Here is an 18,104-nt window from a genome sequence, read left to right on the forward strand (position 1 = left end):
AAACGATCAGGCGTTACAGTATTTCTTTTTAATCACCACGATAACCGTACCGAGCAGCCCGGCGATCAGCAGCGCGATAGGCAGAATCATCAGACAGGTCATAACCTGATCTTCATGACGCTTAACGAAGGGAATCATGCTCAGCGCATAGCCCAGGCCGGTAACCACGCCAACCCACAGCAGCGCGCTCAGCCAGTTGAAGAACTGGAAGCGGCGGTTTGGCAGCCCGGAAATGCCCGCCATGGTGGGCAGCAGGGTGCGAACAAACGCCAGGAAACGCCCGGCCAGCAGCGCCAGCAGGCCGTGTTTGTCAAACATGCAGGTTGCCCGCTGATGGTACTTATGCGGCAGATGCCCAAGCCAGCGCTTAACCGTGACGGTGTTACCCAGCCAGCGCCCCTGGATATAGCTCAGCCAGCAGCCGAGGCTGGCCGCTGCGGTTAAAATGGCGACCGTAGGTACAAAGTCCATTACGCCTTTGGCGATCAGCGCCCCGGCGAGCAGCAGCAGGCTATCGCCCGGTAAAAATGAGGCGGGCAGCAGACCGTTTTCCAGAAACAGGGTTGCGAACATGACCAGATATACAACGCCCACAACGTGGGGGTTTGCCAACGCGGCAAAATCATGCTGCCACAGCGCGGCGACAATTTCTTGAATGACAACCATGGACTTTCCTAAGTGGTACCGTGTTTTTTGTCTAGTGTACTCCTGAAGAGGCTCGGGCACCTTGATCCCGGGCGCAACTAAAGCGGCCGTTTTTCTAAAAAACGTCCGCTATTGTTGCCACTGACTGTCACTTTACACGATACGCGCGAAGCCCGCCGCTAAATCATCCTGCAGATCGGTAACATTTTCTAACCCGATATGCAGGCGGATCAGCGTGCCGCTGAAATCAACTTCAGCATCAGGGCGGATTGCGGCAATGTGTTCCGGCTGGTTGGCTAAAATCAGCGATTCAAAGCCGCCCCAGGAGTAGGCCATGCTGAACAAGCTGAAGTGGTCCAGATAAGCAGAGAGTTCGGCGTCGGTCAGGCGTTTATTGAGCACGAAAGAGAACAGGCCGCTGCTGCCGGTGAAGTCGCGCTGCCAGAACTCATGGCCTTTGCTGCCGGGCAGAGCGGGGTGATTCACGCGGGCCACTTGTGGATGCTGGGCCAGCCATTCGGCAATCTGCAGGCTGCTTTCATGGTGCTGACGCAGGCGCACCGCCAGAGTGCGCAGACCGCGGCTGGTCATATAGGCGGTATCGGCATCCACCATTTGCCCCATCAGATAGGCGTTTTCGCGCAGCTGCGCCCAACAGCGCTCATTGGACACGGCGGTACCGACCATCGCGTCGGAATGGCCGATCAGGTATTTGGTGCCGGCCTGAATGGAGATATCGATACCAAACTCCAGCGCTTTGAACAGCACGCCCGCCGCCCAGGTGTTGTCGATCATAATGATGGCTTCGGGAGCGACGCGGCGCACCGCCGCGACGATCGCCGGAACATCATGAACTTCCATGGTGATGGATCCGGGGGATTCGAGGAACACCACGCGGGTGTTCGGCTGTACCAGACGGGCGATATCGCCGCCGATGAGCGGGTCGAACCAGCCGGTGGTGACGCCGAGTTTGGCGAGGATTTTAGTGCAGAAATCCTGGGTAGGTTCATAGGCGGTGTTGGTTACCAGAATATGGTCGCCCTGCTCGACAAATGCCAGAATGGTATTGGCCACCGCCGCCGCGCCGCAGGGAAAAAGGGCACAGCCGGCGCCGCCTTCCAGCTCGCACATCGCTTCCTGCAGGGAAAAGTGGGTCAGCGTCCCGCGACGCCCGTAGAACAGTTCGCCTTTGGCGCGGTTGCGGGTGGCGTGTTTTTTCGCTTCGACGGTGTCGAAAACCAGCGATGAGGCGCGCTGAATGACGCTGTTTACCGAGCCCTGAGTGTATTTTTTGCTGCGTCCGGCGTGAACCAGCGCAGTATCAAGATGTTTATCAGCCATGTTCAGATAACCTGTTTTTATACGTCTGGACGTCTAAACTAACATGAATACCCGTTAATGTACCGGGTCGCGGCGGATACAGGTAAAAATTTTACCAACGGTGGGGTCAGCAACTTTTTTACTGCGTAAGCGCAAGGAAAATAATCGTGATTTGCTGCACAGTGTAAATACTAATGAGAACCACTATCAATTCGATGTCGTTTTGATATTATTGTGCGCAGATTTTGTGATTTACGTCCTGGAGATACAGTGTGGGTAATAATTTGATGCAGGCGGATCTCTCCGTTTGGGGTATGTATCATCATGCCGATATTGTCGTTAAGGTAGTGATGATCGGCCTGATTCTGGCGTCGGTAGTCACATGGGCTATCTTTTTCGGCAAAGGCGCAGAGATCCTGGCCAGCAAGCGTCGCCTCAAGCGCGAACAGCAGCTGGTTGCAGAAGCACGCTCTCTCGACCAGGCCAGCGATATCGCTAACGCGTTCGAGGCGAAAAGCCTGACCTCCCAACTGATCAACGAAGCGCAGAACGAGCTGGAGCTGTCCGCAGGTTCTGAAGATAACGAAGGCATTAAAGAGCGTACCGGTTTTCGACTGGAGCGTCGCGTGGCGGCGGTGGGTCGTTACATGGGGCGCGGCAACGGTTATCTGGCTACCATCGGCGCGATTTCCCCGTTTGTTGGTCTGTTTGGTACCGTCTGGGGCATCATGAACAGCTTTATCGGTATTGCCCAGACCCAGACCACTAACCTGGCGGTCGTGGCGCCAGGCATCGCGGAAGCTCTGCTGGCTACGGCAATTGGCCTGTTCGCTGCGATTCCGGCGGTGGTCATCTACAACATCTTCGCCCGTATGATTGCCAGCTACAAAGCTTCACTTGGCGATGTCGCCGCCCAGGTTCTGCTGCTGCAAAGCCGCGATCTGGACCTGAGCGCCAGCGGCGTTAAGCCAGTGCGTACCGCCCAGAAACTTCGCGTAGGTTGATGCTTTATGGCCATGCATTTTAACGAAAACCTCGATGATAACGGTGAAATGCACGACATCAACGTGACGCCGTTTATCGACGTCATGCTGGTGCTGCTGATCATCTTTATGGTGGCGGCGCCGCTGGCCACCGTAGACGTGAAGGTGAATCTTCCGGCGTCTTCCAGCCAGCCGCAGCCGCGCCCGGAAAAGCCGATCTACCTGTCGGTGAAGGCGGACAAAACCATGTTCCTCGGTAATGACCCCATCACCGAAGAGAGCATGATTACGTCCCTGGATGCCCTGACCGAAGGCAAGAAAGATACCACTGTCTTCTTCCGCGCAGATAAAACCGTAGACTACGAGACGATGATGAAGGTCATGGATACCCTGCACCAGGCGGGCTATCTGAAGATTGGTCTGGTAGGCGAAGAAACCGTAAAAGCGAAGTAACCCCTTACCGACTCATCTCCCAGGCTGGCCTTGCGCCGGCCTTTTTTATCTCCTCGAATTGCTCTCCTGTTGGACGAGTGTTGCATAAACGTTGCCCTGTTGCGGTATAATGGCGGCCGTTTATGTTAACTGACAGGATCTTATGGAACGCTTTCTGGAAAATGCTATGTACGCCTCGCGCTGGCTGCTGGCGCCGGTTTATTTTGGCCTTTCGCTCGGTTTGATTGCGCTGACGATCAAATTTTTTCAGGAGATCTTCCACATACTGCCGCATATTTTCAGCGTCAGTGAGTCGGATATGATTCTGACCCTGCTGTCGCTGGTGGATATGACCCTGGTGGGCGGTCTGCTGGTGATGGTGATGTTCTCCGGGTATGAAAATTTTGTCTCGCAGCTGGATATTAACGAGGGTAAAGAAAAACTCAGCTGGCTGGGCAAAATGGACGCGACGTCGTTGAAAAATAAGGTTGCCGCCTCCATCGTGGCGATCTCCTCTATTCACCTGCTGCGGGTGTTTATGGATGCGAAAAACGTCCCGGACAATAAGCTGATGTGGTACGTCATTATCCACCTGACCTTTGTGCTGTCGGCCTTTGTGATGGGCTACCTCGATCGTCTGACCAAAGTGAAACACTGAGGCTGATGATCGAGCTGTTTTAGATATTGCGCTCGTCTTTCTGCCGGGTGGCGGCTTGCGCCTGACCCGGCCAACAAAATCCACCATTTCTGCCCCTCGCCGCTGGCGCATGTTCGCGCTTCTGCTTTGCTTAAAGAGCGCTTAACAACGGAGGAAGGGTGATGACGCGACTCACGGCCAAAGATTTTCCCCAGCAGCTGCTCGAGTACTATGACTACTACGCCCACGGCAAAATCAGCAAACGCGAGTTTCTCCAGCTGGCGGGGAAGTATACCGTCGGCGGGATGACCGCGCTGGCGCTGTTTAACCTGCTGAAGCCCGACTATGCTCTGGCGGAGCAGGTGGCGTTTACTGACCCGGATATCCGCCCGGAGTATATGCGCTATCCCTCTCCTGACGGCCATGGTGAAGTGCGGGCCTATCTGGTGACGCCGGCGAAAATAGCCGACAAAGCGCCCGCCGTGGTGGTGGTGCATGAGAACCGAGGCCTGAATCCCTATATTGAAGACGTTGCCCGGCGGGTGGCGAAAGCGGGCTATATCGCGCTGGCGCCGGATGGCCTGAGCTCCGTCGGCGGCTATCCCGGTAACGATGATGAAGGCCGCGCGCTACAGCAGAAGGTCGATCCCGTGAAGCTGATGAATGATTTCTTTGCGGCGGTCACGTTTATGCGCCAGCACCCGCAGGCGACGGGGAAGGTCGGCATCACCGGATTTTGCTACGGCGGCGGCGTCAGCAACGCGGCGGCGGTAGCGCTCCCCGAGTTGGCCTGCGCGGTACCGTTTTACGGTCGCCAGCCGCCGCTGAATGAGGTCGATAAAATTAACGCGCCGCTGCTGCTGCATTATGCAGGACTGGATAGCGGCATTAATGAAGGCTGGCCCGCCTATGAAAAAGCGCTGAAGGCACACCATAAAGTCTACGAGGCCTATATTTATCAGGGTGTTAACCACGGCTTTCATAATGATTCCACGCCGCGCTACGACCGGGCCGCGGCTGAGCTCGCCTGGCAACGCACGCTGGCATGGTTTGAGAAGTATCTGCGCTAAAAGCCGGAGGCTGAAGCCTCCGGCGGGCATGGGTGCTAAGCCTGGCGTTTATCTTCGGTTTGCGTGTCGAAGTCGCTGGCGTCATGGCACTCGTGAAGCTGCTCGTTGAGCGGGCCAGAGGTGCGGTTAACCATGCGTCCACGCTGTACGGCCGGGCGATTGCCAACATCCTGCGCCCAACGCAGCACGTTTTTATAGCTACCGGCATCAAGGAACTCGGCGGCGTTATAAACGTTCCCCAGCACCACGTTACCGTACCATGGCCAGATGGCCATATCGGCGATGGTGTACTCTTCTCCCGCCACAAAACGGCCGCGGGCAAGCTGCTTGTCGAGCACGTCAAGCTGGCGTTTGGCTTCCATCGTAAAGCGGTCGATCGCGTATTCGATTTTCACCGGCGCATAGCTGAAGAAATGGCCAAAGCCGCCGCCGAGGAACGGGGCCGAGCCCTGTAGCCAGAACAGCCAGTTGAGGGTTTCAGTGCGGCCTGCTGGATCTTTGGGCAGGAAGAAGCCAAACTTTTCCGCCAGATAGAGCAGGATGCTGCCGGATTCAAAAACGCGGGTCGGCGGCGTGGTAGAGTGGTCGCGGAGCGCGGGGATTTTCGAGTTCGGGTTAACCTCGACAAAGCCGCTGGAGAACTGATCGCCTTCGCCGATGCGAATCAGCCAGGCGTCGTATTCCGCGCCGCTGATGCCTAACGCCAGCAGCTCTTCCAGCATAATGGTCACCTTCTGCCCGTTGGGCGTCCCCAGCGAATAGAGCTGAAGCGGGTGCGCGCCCACCGGCAGCACCCGATCGTGCGTTGCGCCGGAGACGGGACGGTTGATATTGGCGAATGCGCCGCCGTTGTTTTGCTTCCATTCCCACACTTTCGGTGGCTGGTAGTTCTTCTCTGACATGCTGATCTGCCTTTTTAGTGAGGTGTTGAAGTCGTGGCGCTAACCTTTCGGTGCGCCGGTCTAAGCCAGAATCCGCGCGGCCCATACGCTGACGTCGTCGCCGCTGCCGAGATCCGGCTGCACCAGGCCGTTAACCATAAAGGTCGGCGACACGTGAATGCCGTTCTGGCGGGCGTACTTGCTGTGCCATTTGATCTCGTTTTGCAGCTCCGGGCGGGCAAACGCCGCAGCCAGCGAAACGTGGCTATAGCGTTCGATACGCTCGATAATCTGCTGCGGCGTGACGTCCATGTTTGGCCCGCTACAGTGGTCGGTAAACTCAAACTCTTCACGGTGGTCGGCGACGGCTTTAAGGACCTTATGCGCCTGCTCCCGGCCGTGCGGCAAGGTGGAAGCGGCAAGAATGCAGCGCACGATGACGCCGGAAAACAGATGCCAGGGCTGGGACTGGAGACGAATTTTGATCGTCACGTTATCCGCGCCAACTTCATCCAGCAGATCATCCAGCTTATTAAAGGCGCGCACGGAGAAAGGGCAGGTGGGTTCGAGGAACACCTCAAAGGTGCGTGGGCCATGCCCCCAGACCAGCGGTTGGGCAGTCAGATGCGAAGGTGTGCTCATTGTCGACTCCTGTTTTTTTTATCTCAAATAACGATATCACTTTTGCCCGGCGGCGCAGGCTTATTTTCCTTAAGGGCACGATTAGCGAATCGAATGAGTGGTATCATCACTCCACCTCTGTCTGGTAAGTGCCTGCGGCAGGATAAGAAGAGGGAGTTTTGTTTCGCCAACTGCCCGGGCTGCATTAATTTGAGGTCAGGCTAAATGAGCAAAGGTTCGACAAGCAGTGACGCCCCGTTTGGTACACTATTAGGCTACGCACCGGGCGGCGTGGCGATTTATTCTTCGAATTACAGTAGCTTAAATCCGCAAGATTATCCGGATGACGCCACGTTCCGCAGCTATATCGGTAATGAGTATATGGGGCACAAATGGCAGTGCGTGGAGTTCGCGCGCCGCTTTCTGTTCCTCACCTACGGCTTTGTTTTCACCGATGTCGGCATGGCCTATGAAATCTTCTCCCTGCGTTTTCTTCGCGAGGTGGTCAACGACAATATTCTGCCGCTGCAGGCGTTCGCCAACGGCTCCCGCCGTCCGCCGATCGCCGGCTCGCTGCTGATCTGGCAGAAAGGCGGCGAGTTTAAGCACACTGGCCACGTGGCGGTGATTACGCAACTGGTTGGGAATAAGGTCAGGATCGCCGAACAGAACGTGATTCACTCGCCGCTGCCGCAGGGCCAGCAGTGGACCCGCGAGCTGACGCTGGAAGTGAAAAACGGCCTCTACACGATTAAAGACACCTTTGCCGATACCGAAATCCTCGGCTGGATGATCCAAACCGCCGATACCGAGCACAGCCTGCCGCAGCCGGTGCTGCCGGGTGAGGCGATGGCCATTAAAGGCGCGCGGCTGCCGAATAAAGGCCAATACCGCGGCAACTGGCTCAACGAGAAAGATTCGCTGCAAAAAGCCTATGTGGAAGCCAACGGCCACGTCATCAATAAAGACCCTTACCAGTATTTCACCATCAGCGAAAGCGCCGAGCAGGAGCTTATCAAGGCCACCAACGAGCTGCACCTGATGTACCTGCACGCCACCGACAAGGTGATGAAGGATGACAGCCTGCTGGCCCTGTTCGATATTCCGAAAATTCTCTGGCCGCGTCTGCGCCTCTCGTGGCAGCGCCGTCGCCATCATATGATTACCGGCCGCATGGATTTTTGTATGGATGAGCGGGGGCTCAAGGTGTATGAGTACAACGCCGACTCCGCGTCCTGCCATACCGAAGGCGGGCTAATCCTCGAACAGTGGCTGAAACAGGGCTACTACGGCACCGGCCACAACCCGGCGGAAAATCTGCTGGATGAGCTGGCCGGGGCGTGGAAGCACAGCCGGGCGCGTCCTTTTGTACACATCATGCAGGATAAGGATCTGGAGGAGAACTACCACGCGCAGTTTATCCAGCGTTCGCTGACCCAGGCCGGTTTCGAGAGCAAAATTCTGTTTGGCCTGGATGAGCTGCGCTGGGATGCCGCCGGGCAGCTGATCGATGCTGACGGTCGTCTGGTCAACTGCGTCTGGAAAACCTGGGCATGGGAAACCGCTATTGAGCAGGTGCGGGAAGTCAGCGCCGATGAGTACGCGGCGGTGCCGATCCGTACCGGACACCCGAATAATGAAGTTCGCCTGATAGACGTTCTGCTGCGCCCGGAAGTATTAGTCTTCGAGCCGCTGTGGACCGTCATCCCAGGCAACAAGGCGATTTTGCCGGTGCTGTGGTCGCTGTTCCCTAATCATCGCTATCTTCTGGATACCGATTTTGTGGTTAACGAGCAGCTGGCGGAAAGCGGCTATGCGGTTAAGCCTATCTCGGGCCGCTGCGGCAACAATATCGACCTGATTGGCCCGCAGGACGAAGTGCTGGATAAAACCAGCGGCCAGTTTTTCGACCGCAAAAATATCTATCAGCAGCTGTGGTGCCTGCCAAAAGTGGATGGCAAATACATCCAGGTTTGCACCTTCACCGTCGGCGGTAACTATGGCGGGACCTGCCTGCGCGGAGATGATTCTCTGGTGGTTAAAAAAGAGAGCGATATTGAACCGTTAATCGTGCTAAAAGACACAGATAGCCGTTAAGTTTGGCCCCGGATTGCGGCAGTGAGCGCTTTATCCGGGCTGCGGTTCTCGTCACCTGCGGCATTTGTAGCCCGGGCAAGGCGCATCGCGCCGCACCCGGGCAAGGCCGCTGGATGCTGAAGAATATCCCGGAGGCGATGCTGCGCATCTGTCCGGGCTACCGAACATACGAACCCGTAGCCCCGGTCAGCGTCGCGCGACCGGTGAATGACCGTTAAAAATAGATAAAACATCACAACAACAAGACAGAAAAGGAAAATAGTATGCACGATCGGCGACTCGCCGCCCGCGCGGGTGAACTTAAGCCCTCCGCCGTCCGCGAACTCCTCAAGCACAGTAAACTGCCCGGCGTTATCTCTCTGGGCGGCGGTATTCCGGCCCCGGAGCTTTTTGATACCGAAGGCCTGAACCTGGCAGTGCAGCAGGTGATGAACGGGCGCTTTAACGATGCGTTCCAGTACGGGTTGACCGAAGGTTATCCGCCGCTGCGTCAGGCCGTTAGCGAACTTTGTCAGGCGCGCGGCGTGGCCTGTTCGGCAAGCCATGTCTATATCACCTCCGGTTCGCAGCAGTCGCTGGATATCGTCGCCCGCACGCTGCTCGATCCGGGCGATGCGATCGTCGTTGAGCGTCCGACCTATCTGGCGGCGCTGCAGGTCTTCCAGCTGGCGCAGGCGAACATTCTCAGCGTCGATACCGATGATGACGGCATGCTGGTGGAGCAACTGGCCGACCTGCTGGAAACCACGCGTGTGAAAGCCGTTTACCTGGTGCCGACGTTTGGCAACCCCGGCGGGAAAACCCTGAGCGAAGCACGCCGTCGCCGCCTGGTAGAGCTGGCGAAAAAGCACGACTTCGTCATCATTGAAGACGATCCGTATGGCGAAATTAGCTTCACTGACGAAGTGCGCCGTCCGCTGTATCAGTACGCGGTTGAGCTGGGCTGTGAAGATCAGGTGGTTTATACCTCCACCTTCTCCAAGATCCTCGCGCCGGGGATGCGTATTGGCTGGATCGTCATGCCGGACTGGCTGGCGCAGCAGACGGTGATCGTCAAACAGGCGGCGGATCTGCACACTAACATGCTTTCGCAGGTCATCACCGCGGAATACCTGAGCATGAACCGTCTGGAAAGCCAGATTGCCCTGATCCGCGAGGATTACCGCAAGAAGTGCGTGGCGCTGGCCGACGCGCTGGAATCGCAGCTTGGCGAGCATCTGGAGTTCAGCCGTCCTAAAGGTGGTATGTTCCTGTGGGCCCGCTTCCGCTATCCGTTCGATACCATGGAATGGATGAAGAAAACGCTGGAAAACGGCGTGGTTTACGTTCCAGGGGAAGCGTTCTATAACGATAACCCGGATACCCGCACGCTGCGTCTTTCCTACTCTACGGTGTCGGCAGACGGTCTGATGACCGCCGTCGAGCGTCTGGCTAAGTCGCTGTAATCGTCTTGCTCCGCGCCGTCGGCGGCGCGGGGCTCCCTTCTCGTTTTCTTCTTTAAGCCCCTGTTTTTATGCGAATGCATGACCTGCCCGGCGGGCGAAAATCATCAATGCGTAGCGTGAAAATGGCATGGGCGGGGTTTTTGAATCGCCCGCAGCCGATGGCGACGGGCGAAAGAAACACAGAGGCGGGCGTTTTGCGACTTATCGCTGGCCCGGGTCGTTAATCCTGGTCGGCAATGCGATCGTCAAGCCAGATCAGCATCAGCGTGGAAAGAAAAGCAACAGCGACGGTACCAATAGCTAACAGCATAAGAAGAGCCTCAGGGGTTTTTATTATTTTTCTGCTTTGACCGATGAGCGATTATTTCTGTCTGTGATGGTGACTTTTGTTGCTGAATGGGATGTTGCGAGGGTGAAAAAATCGTCAGCATCAATATCGAAATTGAGGACGATTTCTTTGTACTTTCCACAATTCATTAACTCTTTTGCTTCTTTCATACTACTGGCTGTGATAGTAGGCATCAGTTTCATCTCGTTTAAAAACTGAGAAGCAAAATAAGAGCTTGTCGATACCAGATCAACTACTTTTTATGGTAAGGACAATCATGCATCAGATTGATGATTGCCGCTGCCAGTAGCCGATTGAAACATAATTTCTGTTTTACCTTTCCTGCCAGCGTTTCGTTTTGCCCATGACGGCGAAAAATGCGCCGATCCTCGGCAGTGGATTTTTAACCGTTTTACAATTACGTGGCTAAGAACGAGCCGCCAGCGGCGGCGGCCCGCTGTAGATGTTTAAAAGGCGTAGCCCACGCTAAGGTTGCCGCTGTAGCCGTGGCTGTCGCCGCCGCTGGCGACATCAGCCTGGCCGCCAAGGTTCAGGCTCAGCGCACCGCGCGTGATGCTCAAACTGGCGCCAGCGTTGACCATGTCACGGCTATCGAAGGCCGCGTTCTGTACGACTTCATAGTGATAAACCTGGCCCTGAGTACGTACCGAAGGGCCGCTGAAACTATGTTCATAGCCGATATTTATCGCCGGCGTAAAGCGCCAGCCGTCGCCGTTTTGCGAATGAAATGCGATACTCACATTGGCAATACCGCTGGCGTTATTTTCACTGACGCGGTCGACGTTGAGCGCCAGCTCGCTGCCGCTTTCGCGGAAAGCGTCCATCCGCAGGTGGGTCAGGCGGGTACCGATGGCGTACTCAACGCTGGCAAAATCGAGTGGACTCACGTAGCCGAGGCGCAGTGTGCCGCCAACCAGCTGGCCATGGGTATCGCCGGTGGCCGTACCCAGCCCGCTATTCAGCCGGCGCGTACTGCTATAATCGATCCAGCCTGCGTTAAGATCGGCGGCGGCAAATAAACCACGATTTAGATCCTCAAAAGCATAGCGACCGCCAAACCCCAGCAGAGTGGTGTTGGCATCCGCATCGGCGCTGGCGCTGCCCAGCGAGCCCCAGCTATATCCCAGAGTGCCGTAGCCGCTAAGCTGCGCGTTAAACCGCCAGGTATAGCCCAGCAGCGAGCCGGTGGTATGCTCATTACTGCTGGCGGCGCGGGCGGAACCATCGGTGCCAAGATAGCCGCTAAGCCCGGTCAACCACAGTTTTCCTTCCCCATCCCGCAGCTGACGACTATCAATATTCGGCGTTAACGCCCTGTCTAATCGCGATCCGCTGCGCAGCAGGTAGCTGGCGGCGTCCGCGTAGATCTGCCCGCCGACCTGAGTCTCCACGCCGCCGAGGGTTCCGGCATCAATGGCCGATTGCAGATAATAATTATAGTCGGTGTAGCGGCCCGCTAGCCCGCTATTTTGCAGGGCGTTAAGCAGCGCTGCGCCCTGCGCCGCATTCCCCCGCAGTTCGCTTTGCCCCGGCAGCTGGCCGTACTGCACCATTTTGCCGCGCAGGACGTAGAGCGTCTCCTGCGACAGCCCCAGGCCCTGCTTCAGATAGTTATCAACCGATCCGTACTCGCGGCTGATTTCATCCAGCCCGGCCTGAAGATAGCTGGCGTCAACGCCCAGCAGCGGCTCGTAAATCGCCGCCATGGCGGGGGGCATCATCGCCAGGGTCGCTTCAACGCGCTGGCGGGTATAATCGTTGGTGGCGAGGTAGTTTTCCATAATGGTCCCCTCATCGACGCCGGCAATGCTCAGCAGCATCGCGGCGGTCCAGCCGGTGCGGTCCTTGCCCGCGGTACAATGGAACAGCGCTGCGCCTTCGGCGCTGGCCAGATCGTTAAATAGCGTGGTGAACCGGGCGCGCATCCCGGCATCGCTGACGAAGGCGACGTTAGTCTGCTGCATCATTGCTTTGGCTTCCGCGGCGCTACTGAACGTTATTGAGGTGATGTTGCTGCCCGAAGCGGTGTTGCCGATGATATCAATATGGGTATACCTCGCCCCGTTGGGCATCACGTCCGGGCTGCTGGCGATTTCGCTGGCCGTGCGCAAATCATAAACATCGCTGATACCGAGCGTGCTCAGCGTCGACTGGTCCGCGGAGGATAATGCCAGGGCATTGGAACGATAAAAAACGCCTGTGCGCAGGGTGCCGTCGCGGCTGGTGGTATAAACAGTCGTCGTGCCAGCAATATCGCGGAAATTATCCATCGTAGCGAGCACGGGCGTATTTATCGGCGCAGCGTAGAGCACGCAGGAAACGGCAGCGGCGACCAGAGAGAGCGAAACGGGAATATAGCGAATCAACATAAGCCTCGATAATTATTGGTTATAATTCTTTGTTTATTAAGGCTTGAAAATATAAGAGGGGATTGTGACGAAATTATTTCTGAAACGAAATTTTTTAAATAAATAGGATGATAATAACGTCAGGCTATCGATTAAATATAACTTTTGCGCGCGCTAAATACTGTTATTCATTCGCCATGTTTATGTTTAACATTCCGCTCGTCGCAGCGGAATGTTATTTTCTATTATTGTCAGCGAGTCATTTTCCGCAGTAATCCCCCTTAATCCGGGCGCTACTTTTCACTCATCAGCTGGCGACAGCGCTGCTGGTCCTGGCTGATACTTTTCTGCTCTTCCGGCGTGAGCTGCTGCCAGGTGTCCAGCATCCGTTGGCCCAGAGCGGGCACGTAATGGGTCTTATGCAGCGCATAGTCCGAATTGCCGCCTTCAATCATATTTTCCATATCGCGGAGAAACGCGCGGCTGTCCTGATGGTCGATAACGCAGAAGACGGAGCGGTAGTACGCGACATCCTCTTCGGCGTAGCGGGGCGTGAACCACCAGATAAGCAGGGCGATAAGCGTCAAAAGCGGGGCGATAAAAGCAAGTTTCTTCAACATGAGTCATTCAAAAAGGCAAATTGAAGGAGCAGTGTAGCCGTTGATGAAACAGGATGTAAGCGCCGCTGCGGGCTGGAAGGGGGATTCCGGCCCGCAGCGGTACCGGTTAGTAGCCGACCTTATAGATCCGTCCGCTCTGGATGCCTTCCACGCTGCGGCGGTAGGCCTGAGCCACGCTGGCGGCGGGAACGCTGGCAAAACCGGGGAAGAAACCGTCGTAGGCTGCCGCCGATTCCGTTAATACGGTCGGGCTAATCAGGTTAATGCGTATTCCGCGCGGTAGTTCGCAAGCGGCGGCGCGAACGAATCCTTCCAGCCCAGCATTGACGGTGGTGGCATTGACGCCCTGAGCGATGGGCTCATGGGCGACGATCCCGCTAATCAGCGTAATAGATCCGCCGTCGTTCAGATAATGCTGGCCGGTCAACGCCAGGCGAATCTGCCCCAGTAGTTTATCCTGTAAGCCCTGGTTGAAATCGTCATCGGTCATGGTCGCCAGCGGACCAAAGAACAGATTACCAGTGGCGGAAACAATCGCGTCTATCCGACCGATTTTCTCAAACAGGTTCTCTACGCTTTGCTGTGAGGTGATATCCACCTGATAGTCGCCCTGAGTGCGGCCGACGTGAATAACCTCATGACGCTGACTTAACTCTTGCGCAACCGCGCGGCCAACGGTACCGCTGGCGCCAATAACGATAATTTTCATAGCAGATTCCTCTCTCGGATGAGAGGCTATTCTTTAATAAAACAAATATCGGATAAACTGGCTAAAAGTTAAATGATTTCTAACCAGGAGTTTGTAATATGGATAAGCTGCGGGCGATGGAGACCTTTATTGCGGTGGTGGAGTGCGGAAGCTTTACCGAAGCCGCATCGCGCCTCGATATGTCGGCGGTGATGGTCGGGAAATATATCGCGCTGATCGAACGGCAGCTTAATACCCGTCTTCTTGAGCGCAATACCCGCCGCCAGAGCCTCACCGACGCCGGGCGGGTCTATTTTGACGAGGCGAAACGCGTCCTTGAACAGGTTTCAATCGCCGAGAGCGCGGTGGAGAGGCTGCGGATCGCGCCCGCGGGGACGCTGCGGGTAAGCGCGCCAACGTCGTTTGGCGCCTGCGTCATTGCTCCGCTGGCCGCCACTTTTCTCCAGGCCTGGCCCGACGTGCGCGTGGAGCTGGATCTGACTAACCGGATGGTCGATCTGGTGGATGAAGGTATCGATTTGGCGATCCGCATCGGCGAGATCCGCAATAACGATCTGGTAGCAAAGTATCTCGCGCCCTACCGGATGACGATCTGCGCCGCGCCCGGGTATTTAGCCCGCTACGGTACCCCGATGACGCCTGCGGACCTGGCCGATCACCTCTGTTTGTCGCATACGGTGTGGACCGCGCGCAATGAGTGGAAGCTGCCGGGCGCCGAGGAGGGCGTCCGCTGGAAGCGCGATGCCGTCCTGCGCTGCAATGATGGCTATGCCCTGCGAACGGCGGCGATCGCCGGAGCTGGACTGCTGCTGCAGCCGGAAGTGCTGCTGGCGGATGCGCTCGAGTGCGGCAAACTGGTGCGCGTGCTGGAGGCGTATACCCCGCAGCCGAGGCCGGTTCATTTACTCTGGCGGCAGGATCTTCGGCCGCTGCCGAAGCTGACGCGGTTTGTTGAGCATCTTTTGCAGGGGCAGCGCCACAACGGGCAGAGTGCTTAAGTCTCTGCCGGGCGGCGGGCCTGATGTGATGGGGGGCTTGTCGGCCCGGCAAAGCGTTAGCCGCCGCCGGGCAATCTGCTTAGTCGCGCAGCGCGTGGCGCCAGTCGGCGATCAGATCCTGCGGATCTTCAATGCCTACCGACAGACGAATCAGCTGAGGGGTAATGCCGTTGGCTAACCGCTGCTCCAGCGGGATCGACGCGTGGGTCATGCTAAACGGCTGGCTCACCAGGCTTTCCACGCCGCCGAGGCTCTCCGCGAGGGTAAACAGCTTCAGCTTACGGATGATTCGTTCGGCGTAGCCATCATCGCCTTTGACCACCACGGAGATCATCCCGCCGGGAAGCGCCATTTGCCTGCGCGCCAGCTGATGATGCGGATGCGAAGCCAGCCACGGGAACCAGACTCTTTCGACCTGCGGCTGCTGCTCCAGCCACTCGGCAAGCAGCAGCGCATTGCTGCTGTGGCGCTCCATACGCAGCGCCAGGGTACGAATACCGCGCAGCGTCAGGAAACTGCTGAAGGGATCGAGCACGCCGCCAACCGCGTTTTGTAGATAGCCCAGCTTTTCCGCCAGCGCGGCGTTGTCGCCGACCACCGCCAGCCCGGCGACCACATCGGAGTGGCCGTTAAGATACTTGGTCGCCGAATGCACCACGATATCAAAGCCCAGTTCAATCGGACGATGGATAGCCGGCGAGGCGAAGGTGTTGTCGGTGACGCTGATAATATTGTGCCGCCGCGCAATGGCGGCGATGGCGCTGAGGTCGGCCAGCTTAAGCAGCGGGTTGGTCGGCGTTTCAACCCAGATCATGCGCGTATCGGGCCGAATAGCTGCTTCGATGGCCGCCAGATCGTCGGGCTTCACCCAGCTTACCCGCAGGCCGGCGCTGCGGCGGCGAACGTTTTCAATCAGCCGATATGTGCCGCCGTAGACATCGTCGACGGCGACCAGGTGACTGTCTTTATCCAGCAGTTCCAGCACGGTTGAGATGGCCGCCAGACCGGAAGCAAAGGCGTAACCGCGCGTGCCGCTTTCCAGGTCGGCAATCGACGTCTCCAGCGCGTGACGGGTCGGGTTGCCGCTGCGCGAATATTCGTACCCGGTATGCTGGCCCGGCGCGGGCTGAGCAAAGGTGGAGGTGGCATAAATAGGCGGCATCACCGCGCCGTGTTCATCGGTAAATGCGCCGCTATGTACGCTCAGGGTATGCAAATTTGTCATTGAGAAGTCCTTACTGTTCGAGTCGGTTACGCCAGGTGGTCAGCACATCGCTGCGGGTAATGAGGCCAAGAAAACGATCGTTGTCGGCGATAACGGCCACCAGGCCGCGATCGAAAATGGCCTTCAGCGCGCTTTCCGGCGCGTGCTTATCCAGAGTCTCCACGTTACGCGTCATTGCTTCCCTGACCGGCAGAGAAAAGCGCTGACTGTCGCCCTGGACGTGGCTAATCAGATCCCATTCGTCGACAATGCCGACGACCCGGCCGTTTTCCAGCACCGGCAGCTGCGAGATGTCGTAGAGGCGCATACGCGCGAGGATGGCCGCCAGGGTATCGTCCGGCGCGGCGGTGACGGTTGCCCCTTCGTCGTGGCGCAGGGCGATAAAATCGCTGAGATCGCCGCGCGATGGACGGCTTAAAAAGCCCTGCTGGCGCATCCAGTCATCGTTAAACATCTTTGATAAATATTTATTGCCGCTGTCGCAGGCGAAGGTCACCACGCGTTTCGGGGTTGTCTGCGCCCGGCAGTAGCGCAGGGCAGCGGTGAGCAGCGTTCCGGTAGAGGAGCCCGCGAGAATGCCCTCAACCTGCAGCAGCTGGCGGGCGGTGGCGAAAGCTTCGCTATCGGTGACGCGGTATGCGCTGCGGACGCCTTCAAGATGGGCCAGCGGCGGAATAAAGTCTTCGCCGATCCCTTCCACCAGCCACGAGCCGGTTTCGCCGTAGCGTCCGGTTTCGACCTGGTCCGCCAGAATGGAGCCCGCCGGGTCGGCGAGGATAAATTCCGTTTTGGGGGAGTGCTCAGCAAACCAGGCCTGTAGCCCTCCGAGCGTTCCGCCGGAGCCGACGCCGACGACAATCGCGTCGATATCGCCTTCCAGCTGCTGGAAGATCTCCGGGGCGGTGGTGGTGGCATGCGCCAGCGGGTTAGCTTCGTTATTAAACTGGTCGATATAAAAGGCGCCAGGCGTTTCGTCGGCAAGACGCCGGGCGTAGTCCTGATAGTAGGCGGGATGGCCTTTGTTAACGTCCGAGCGGGTAAGCTGCACCTGCGCTCCCAGCGCGCGCAGGTGGAAAATCTTCTCACGGCTCATTTTGTCCGGCACCACCAGGATCAGGCGATAATTTTTCTGCGCGGCGATCAGCGCCAGCCCGAGGCCTGTATTGCCGGCGGTGGCTTCGATAATCGTGCCGCCGGGTTTTAATTTTCCTTCGCGCTCTGCCTGGGCAATCATGGATAGCGCGACGCGGTCTTTTATCGAACCGCCGGGATTTTGATTTTCCAGTTTTAGAAACAGGCCGCAGGGGCCGGTATCCAGCTTATGAAGCTGCAGCAGGGGAGTATGACCAATCAGGTCGCTAACGGAATGAAAAACTGACATAACATTTTGCCCATTCGTATCGAGATGATTTGAATGGTAGGGCTGCAAAATTGGCATTTTAAAGAACTTTTGTCTGCCGCTAAGAGCAAAAAGGAATATAAGATGCTTTTTAGCCGTCCGGAGGGAAAGGTTGTTAGCCGCCTGGGCGTGTTGATTTCCAGAATAGCGCGCTTTTGCCCGGTTTTTCACGGAATTATCCGTTTTTACGCGCTGCTTTATCTCTATTTCAGAAATAGATTGCCGAAAATATTCGATGGATCTCTGGGGTTAGTTTAGGTGTTGGTGAAACTATCAATGCCGCGTATACCGGCAAAGTAGCCAACGATCTAAATTCAGGTGCAGG

The 18,104-nt window shown here is 57.0% G+C and carries 19 protein-coding genes; 9 read left to right on the plus strand and 10 right to left on the minus strand.

Going from position 1 to position 18,104, the window contains the following annotated elements; all coding sequences use genetic code 11:
- Positions 1-6: 6 nt before the first annotated feature.
- Together yghB and metC are read right to left on the minus strand one after the other, a co-directional pair.
- Positions 7-666: a DedA family general envelope maintenance protein YghB gene (yghB, locus tag EGY08_RS19105; protein ID WP_004125241.1), complete on the minus strand. Its 660-nt coding sequence runs from the start codon at positions 664-666 to the stop codon at positions 7-9.
- Between the two features lie 132 nt (positions 667-798).
- Positions 799-1,986: a cystathionine beta-lyase gene (gene metC, locus EGY08_RS19110; RefSeq protein ID WP_004125240.1), complete on the minus strand. Its 1,188-nt coding sequence runs from the start codon at positions 1,984-1,986 to the stop codon at positions 799-801.
- 251 nt (positions 1,987-2,237) lie between these two features.
- Here metC and exbB point away from each other — a divergent pair, with 251 nt between their 5' ends.
- From exbB to yghX, 4 genes are all read left to right on the plus strand, one after another.
- A complete protein-coding gene (gene exbB, locus EGY08_RS19115; RefSeq protein WP_004125237.1) occupies positions 2,238-2,969 on the plus strand; it encodes a tol-pal system-associated acyl-CoA thioesterase in 732 nt (243 codons plus the stop codon).
- Between the two features lie 6 nt (positions 2,970-2,975).
- Positions 2,976-3,401, plus strand: coding sequence for a TonB system transport protein ExbD (exbD, locus tag EGY08_RS19120; protein WP_004125236.1), 426 nt, complete (start codon positions 2,976-2,978; stop codon positions 3,399-3,401).
- 142 nt (positions 3,402-3,543) lie between these two features.
- Positions 3,544-4,038 (plus strand): TIGR00645 family protein, encoded by a 495-nt coding sequence (locus EGY08_RS19125; RefSeq protein WP_004105804.1) that lies wholly within the window; start codon positions 3,544-3,546, stop codon positions 4,036-4,038.
- A gap of 161 nt (positions 4,039-4,199) precedes the next feature.
- On the plus strand, positions 4,200-5,087 hold the full coding sequence (gene yghX / locus EGY08_RS19130) for a YghX family hydrolase (RefSeq protein ID WP_049113392.1): 888 nt from the start codon (positions 4,200-4,202) through the stop codon (positions 5,085-5,087).
- A 35-nt stretch (positions 5,088-5,122) separates the two neighbouring features.
- Here the strand turns inward: yghX and yghU are convergent, their stop codons facing one another.
- The gene (gene yghU / locus EGY08_RS19135) at positions 5,123-5,989 is read right to left on the minus strand and encodes a glutathione-dependent disulfide-bond oxidoreductase (protein WP_123828763.1); all 867 of its coding nucleotides are present in this window, start codon (positions 5,987-5,989) and stop codon (positions 5,123-5,125) included.
- Between the two features lie 60 nt (positions 5,990-6,049).
- Complete coding sequence (locus EGY08_RS19140) at positions 6,050-6,610, minus strand: DsbA family protein (RefSeq protein ID WP_049113389.1); 561 nt, start codon at positions 6,608-6,610, stop codon at positions 6,050-6,052.
- Between EGY08_RS19140 and EGY08_RS31335 the strand changes: the two genes are divergently transcribed.
- The 3 genes from EGY08_RS31335 (at position 6,610) to EGY08_RS19150 (ending at position 10,131) form a co-directional block, all read left to right on the plus strand.
- Positions 6,610-6,738: a hypothetical protein gene (locus tag EGY08_RS31335; protein WP_305955025.1), complete on the plus strand. Its 129-nt coding sequence runs from the start codon at positions 6,610-6,612 to the stop codon at positions 6,736-6,738. The genes EGY08_RS19140 and EGY08_RS31335 overlap by 1 nt on opposite strands.
- A 76-nt stretch (positions 6,739-6,814) precedes the next feature.
- Entirely contained in the window at positions 6,815-8,686 is a 1,872-nt protein-coding gene (gss, locus tag EGY08_RS19145; RefSeq protein ID WP_004125230.1) for a bifunctional glutathionylspermidine amidase/synthase, read from the plus strand.
- Positions 8,687-8,949: 263 nt separating this feature from the next.
- Positions 8,950-10,131 carry a PLP-dependent aminotransferase family protein gene (locus EGY08_RS19150; protein WP_004125228.1) on the plus strand — a complete coding sequence of 394 codons (1,182 nt, stop codon included), beginning with the start codon at positions 8,950-8,952 and terminating at the stop codon, positions 10,129-10,131.
- Positions 10,132-10,464: 333 nt separating this feature from the next.
- On the opposite strand, the gene EGY08_RS19155 is transcribed toward EGY08_RS19150, so the two are convergent.
- The 4 genes from EGY08_RS19155 to EGY08_RS19170 form a co-directional block, all read right to left on the minus strand.
- The gene (locus EGY08_RS19155; protein ID WP_071988238.1) at positions 10,465-10,653 is read right to left on the minus strand and encodes a hypothetical protein; all 189 of its coding nucleotides are present in this window, start codon (positions 10,651-10,653) and stop codon (positions 10,465-10,467) included.
- A gap of 273 nt (positions 10,654-10,926) precedes the next feature.
- Positions 10,927-12,849 (minus strand): tyrosine-protein phosphatase, encoded by a 1,923-nt coding sequence (locus EGY08_RS19160; protein ID WP_227635287.1) that lies wholly within the window; start codon positions 12,847-12,849, stop codon positions 10,927-10,929.
- A gap of 272 nt (positions 12,850-13,121) precedes the next feature.
- A complete protein-coding gene (locus tag EGY08_RS19165) occupies positions 13,122-13,448 on the minus strand; it encodes a hypothetical protein (protein WP_004125215.1) in 327 nt (108 codons plus the stop codon).
- A 106-nt stretch (positions 13,449-13,554) separates the two neighbouring features.
- On the minus strand, positions 13,555-14,157 hold the full coding sequence (locus tag EGY08_RS19170; RefSeq protein ID WP_123828764.1) for a short chain dehydrogenase: 603 nt from the start codon (positions 14,155-14,157) through the stop codon (positions 13,555-13,557).
- Between the two features lie 98 nt (positions 14,158-14,255).
- On the opposite strand from EGY08_RS19170, the gene EGY08_RS19175 reads away from it, so the two are divergent.
- Positions 14,256-15,155, plus strand: coding sequence for a LysR family transcriptional regulator (locus EGY08_RS19175; RefSeq protein ID WP_004125213.1), 900 nt, complete (start codon positions 14,256-14,258; stop codon positions 15,153-15,155).
- Between the two features lie 79 nt (positions 15,156-15,234).
- Here the strand turns inward: EGY08_RS19175 and EGY08_RS19180 are convergent, their stop codons facing one another.
- Complete coding sequence (locus EGY08_RS19180; protein ID WP_004125212.1) at positions 15,235-16,380, minus strand: trans-sulfuration enzyme family protein; 1,146 nt, start codon at positions 16,378-16,380, stop codon at positions 15,235-15,237.
- Between the two features lie 10 nt (positions 16,381-16,390).
- On the minus strand, positions 16,391-17,761 hold the full coding sequence (locus tag EGY08_RS19185; protein WP_064397229.1) for a pyridoxal-phosphate dependent enzyme: 1,371 nt from the start codon (positions 17,759-17,761) through the stop codon (positions 16,391-16,393).
- A 33-nt stretch (positions 17,762-17,794) separates the two neighbouring features.
- Here EGY08_RS19185 and EGY08_RS19190 point away from each other — a divergent pair, with 33 nt between their 5' ends.
- Positions 17,795-18,037 (plus strand): hypothetical protein, encoded by a 243-nt coding sequence (locus EGY08_RS19190; RefSeq protein ID WP_123828765.1) that lies wholly within the window; start codon positions 17,795-17,797, stop codon positions 18,035-18,037.
- Positions 18,038-18,104: the final 67 nt, after the last annotated feature.

This window comes from Klebsiella sp. FDAARGOS_511, from assembly GCF_003812845.1.
Taxonomy (GTDB): domain Bacteria; phylum Pseudomonadota; class Gammaproteobacteria; order Enterobacterales; family Enterobacteriaceae; genus Klebsiella; species Klebsiella grimontii.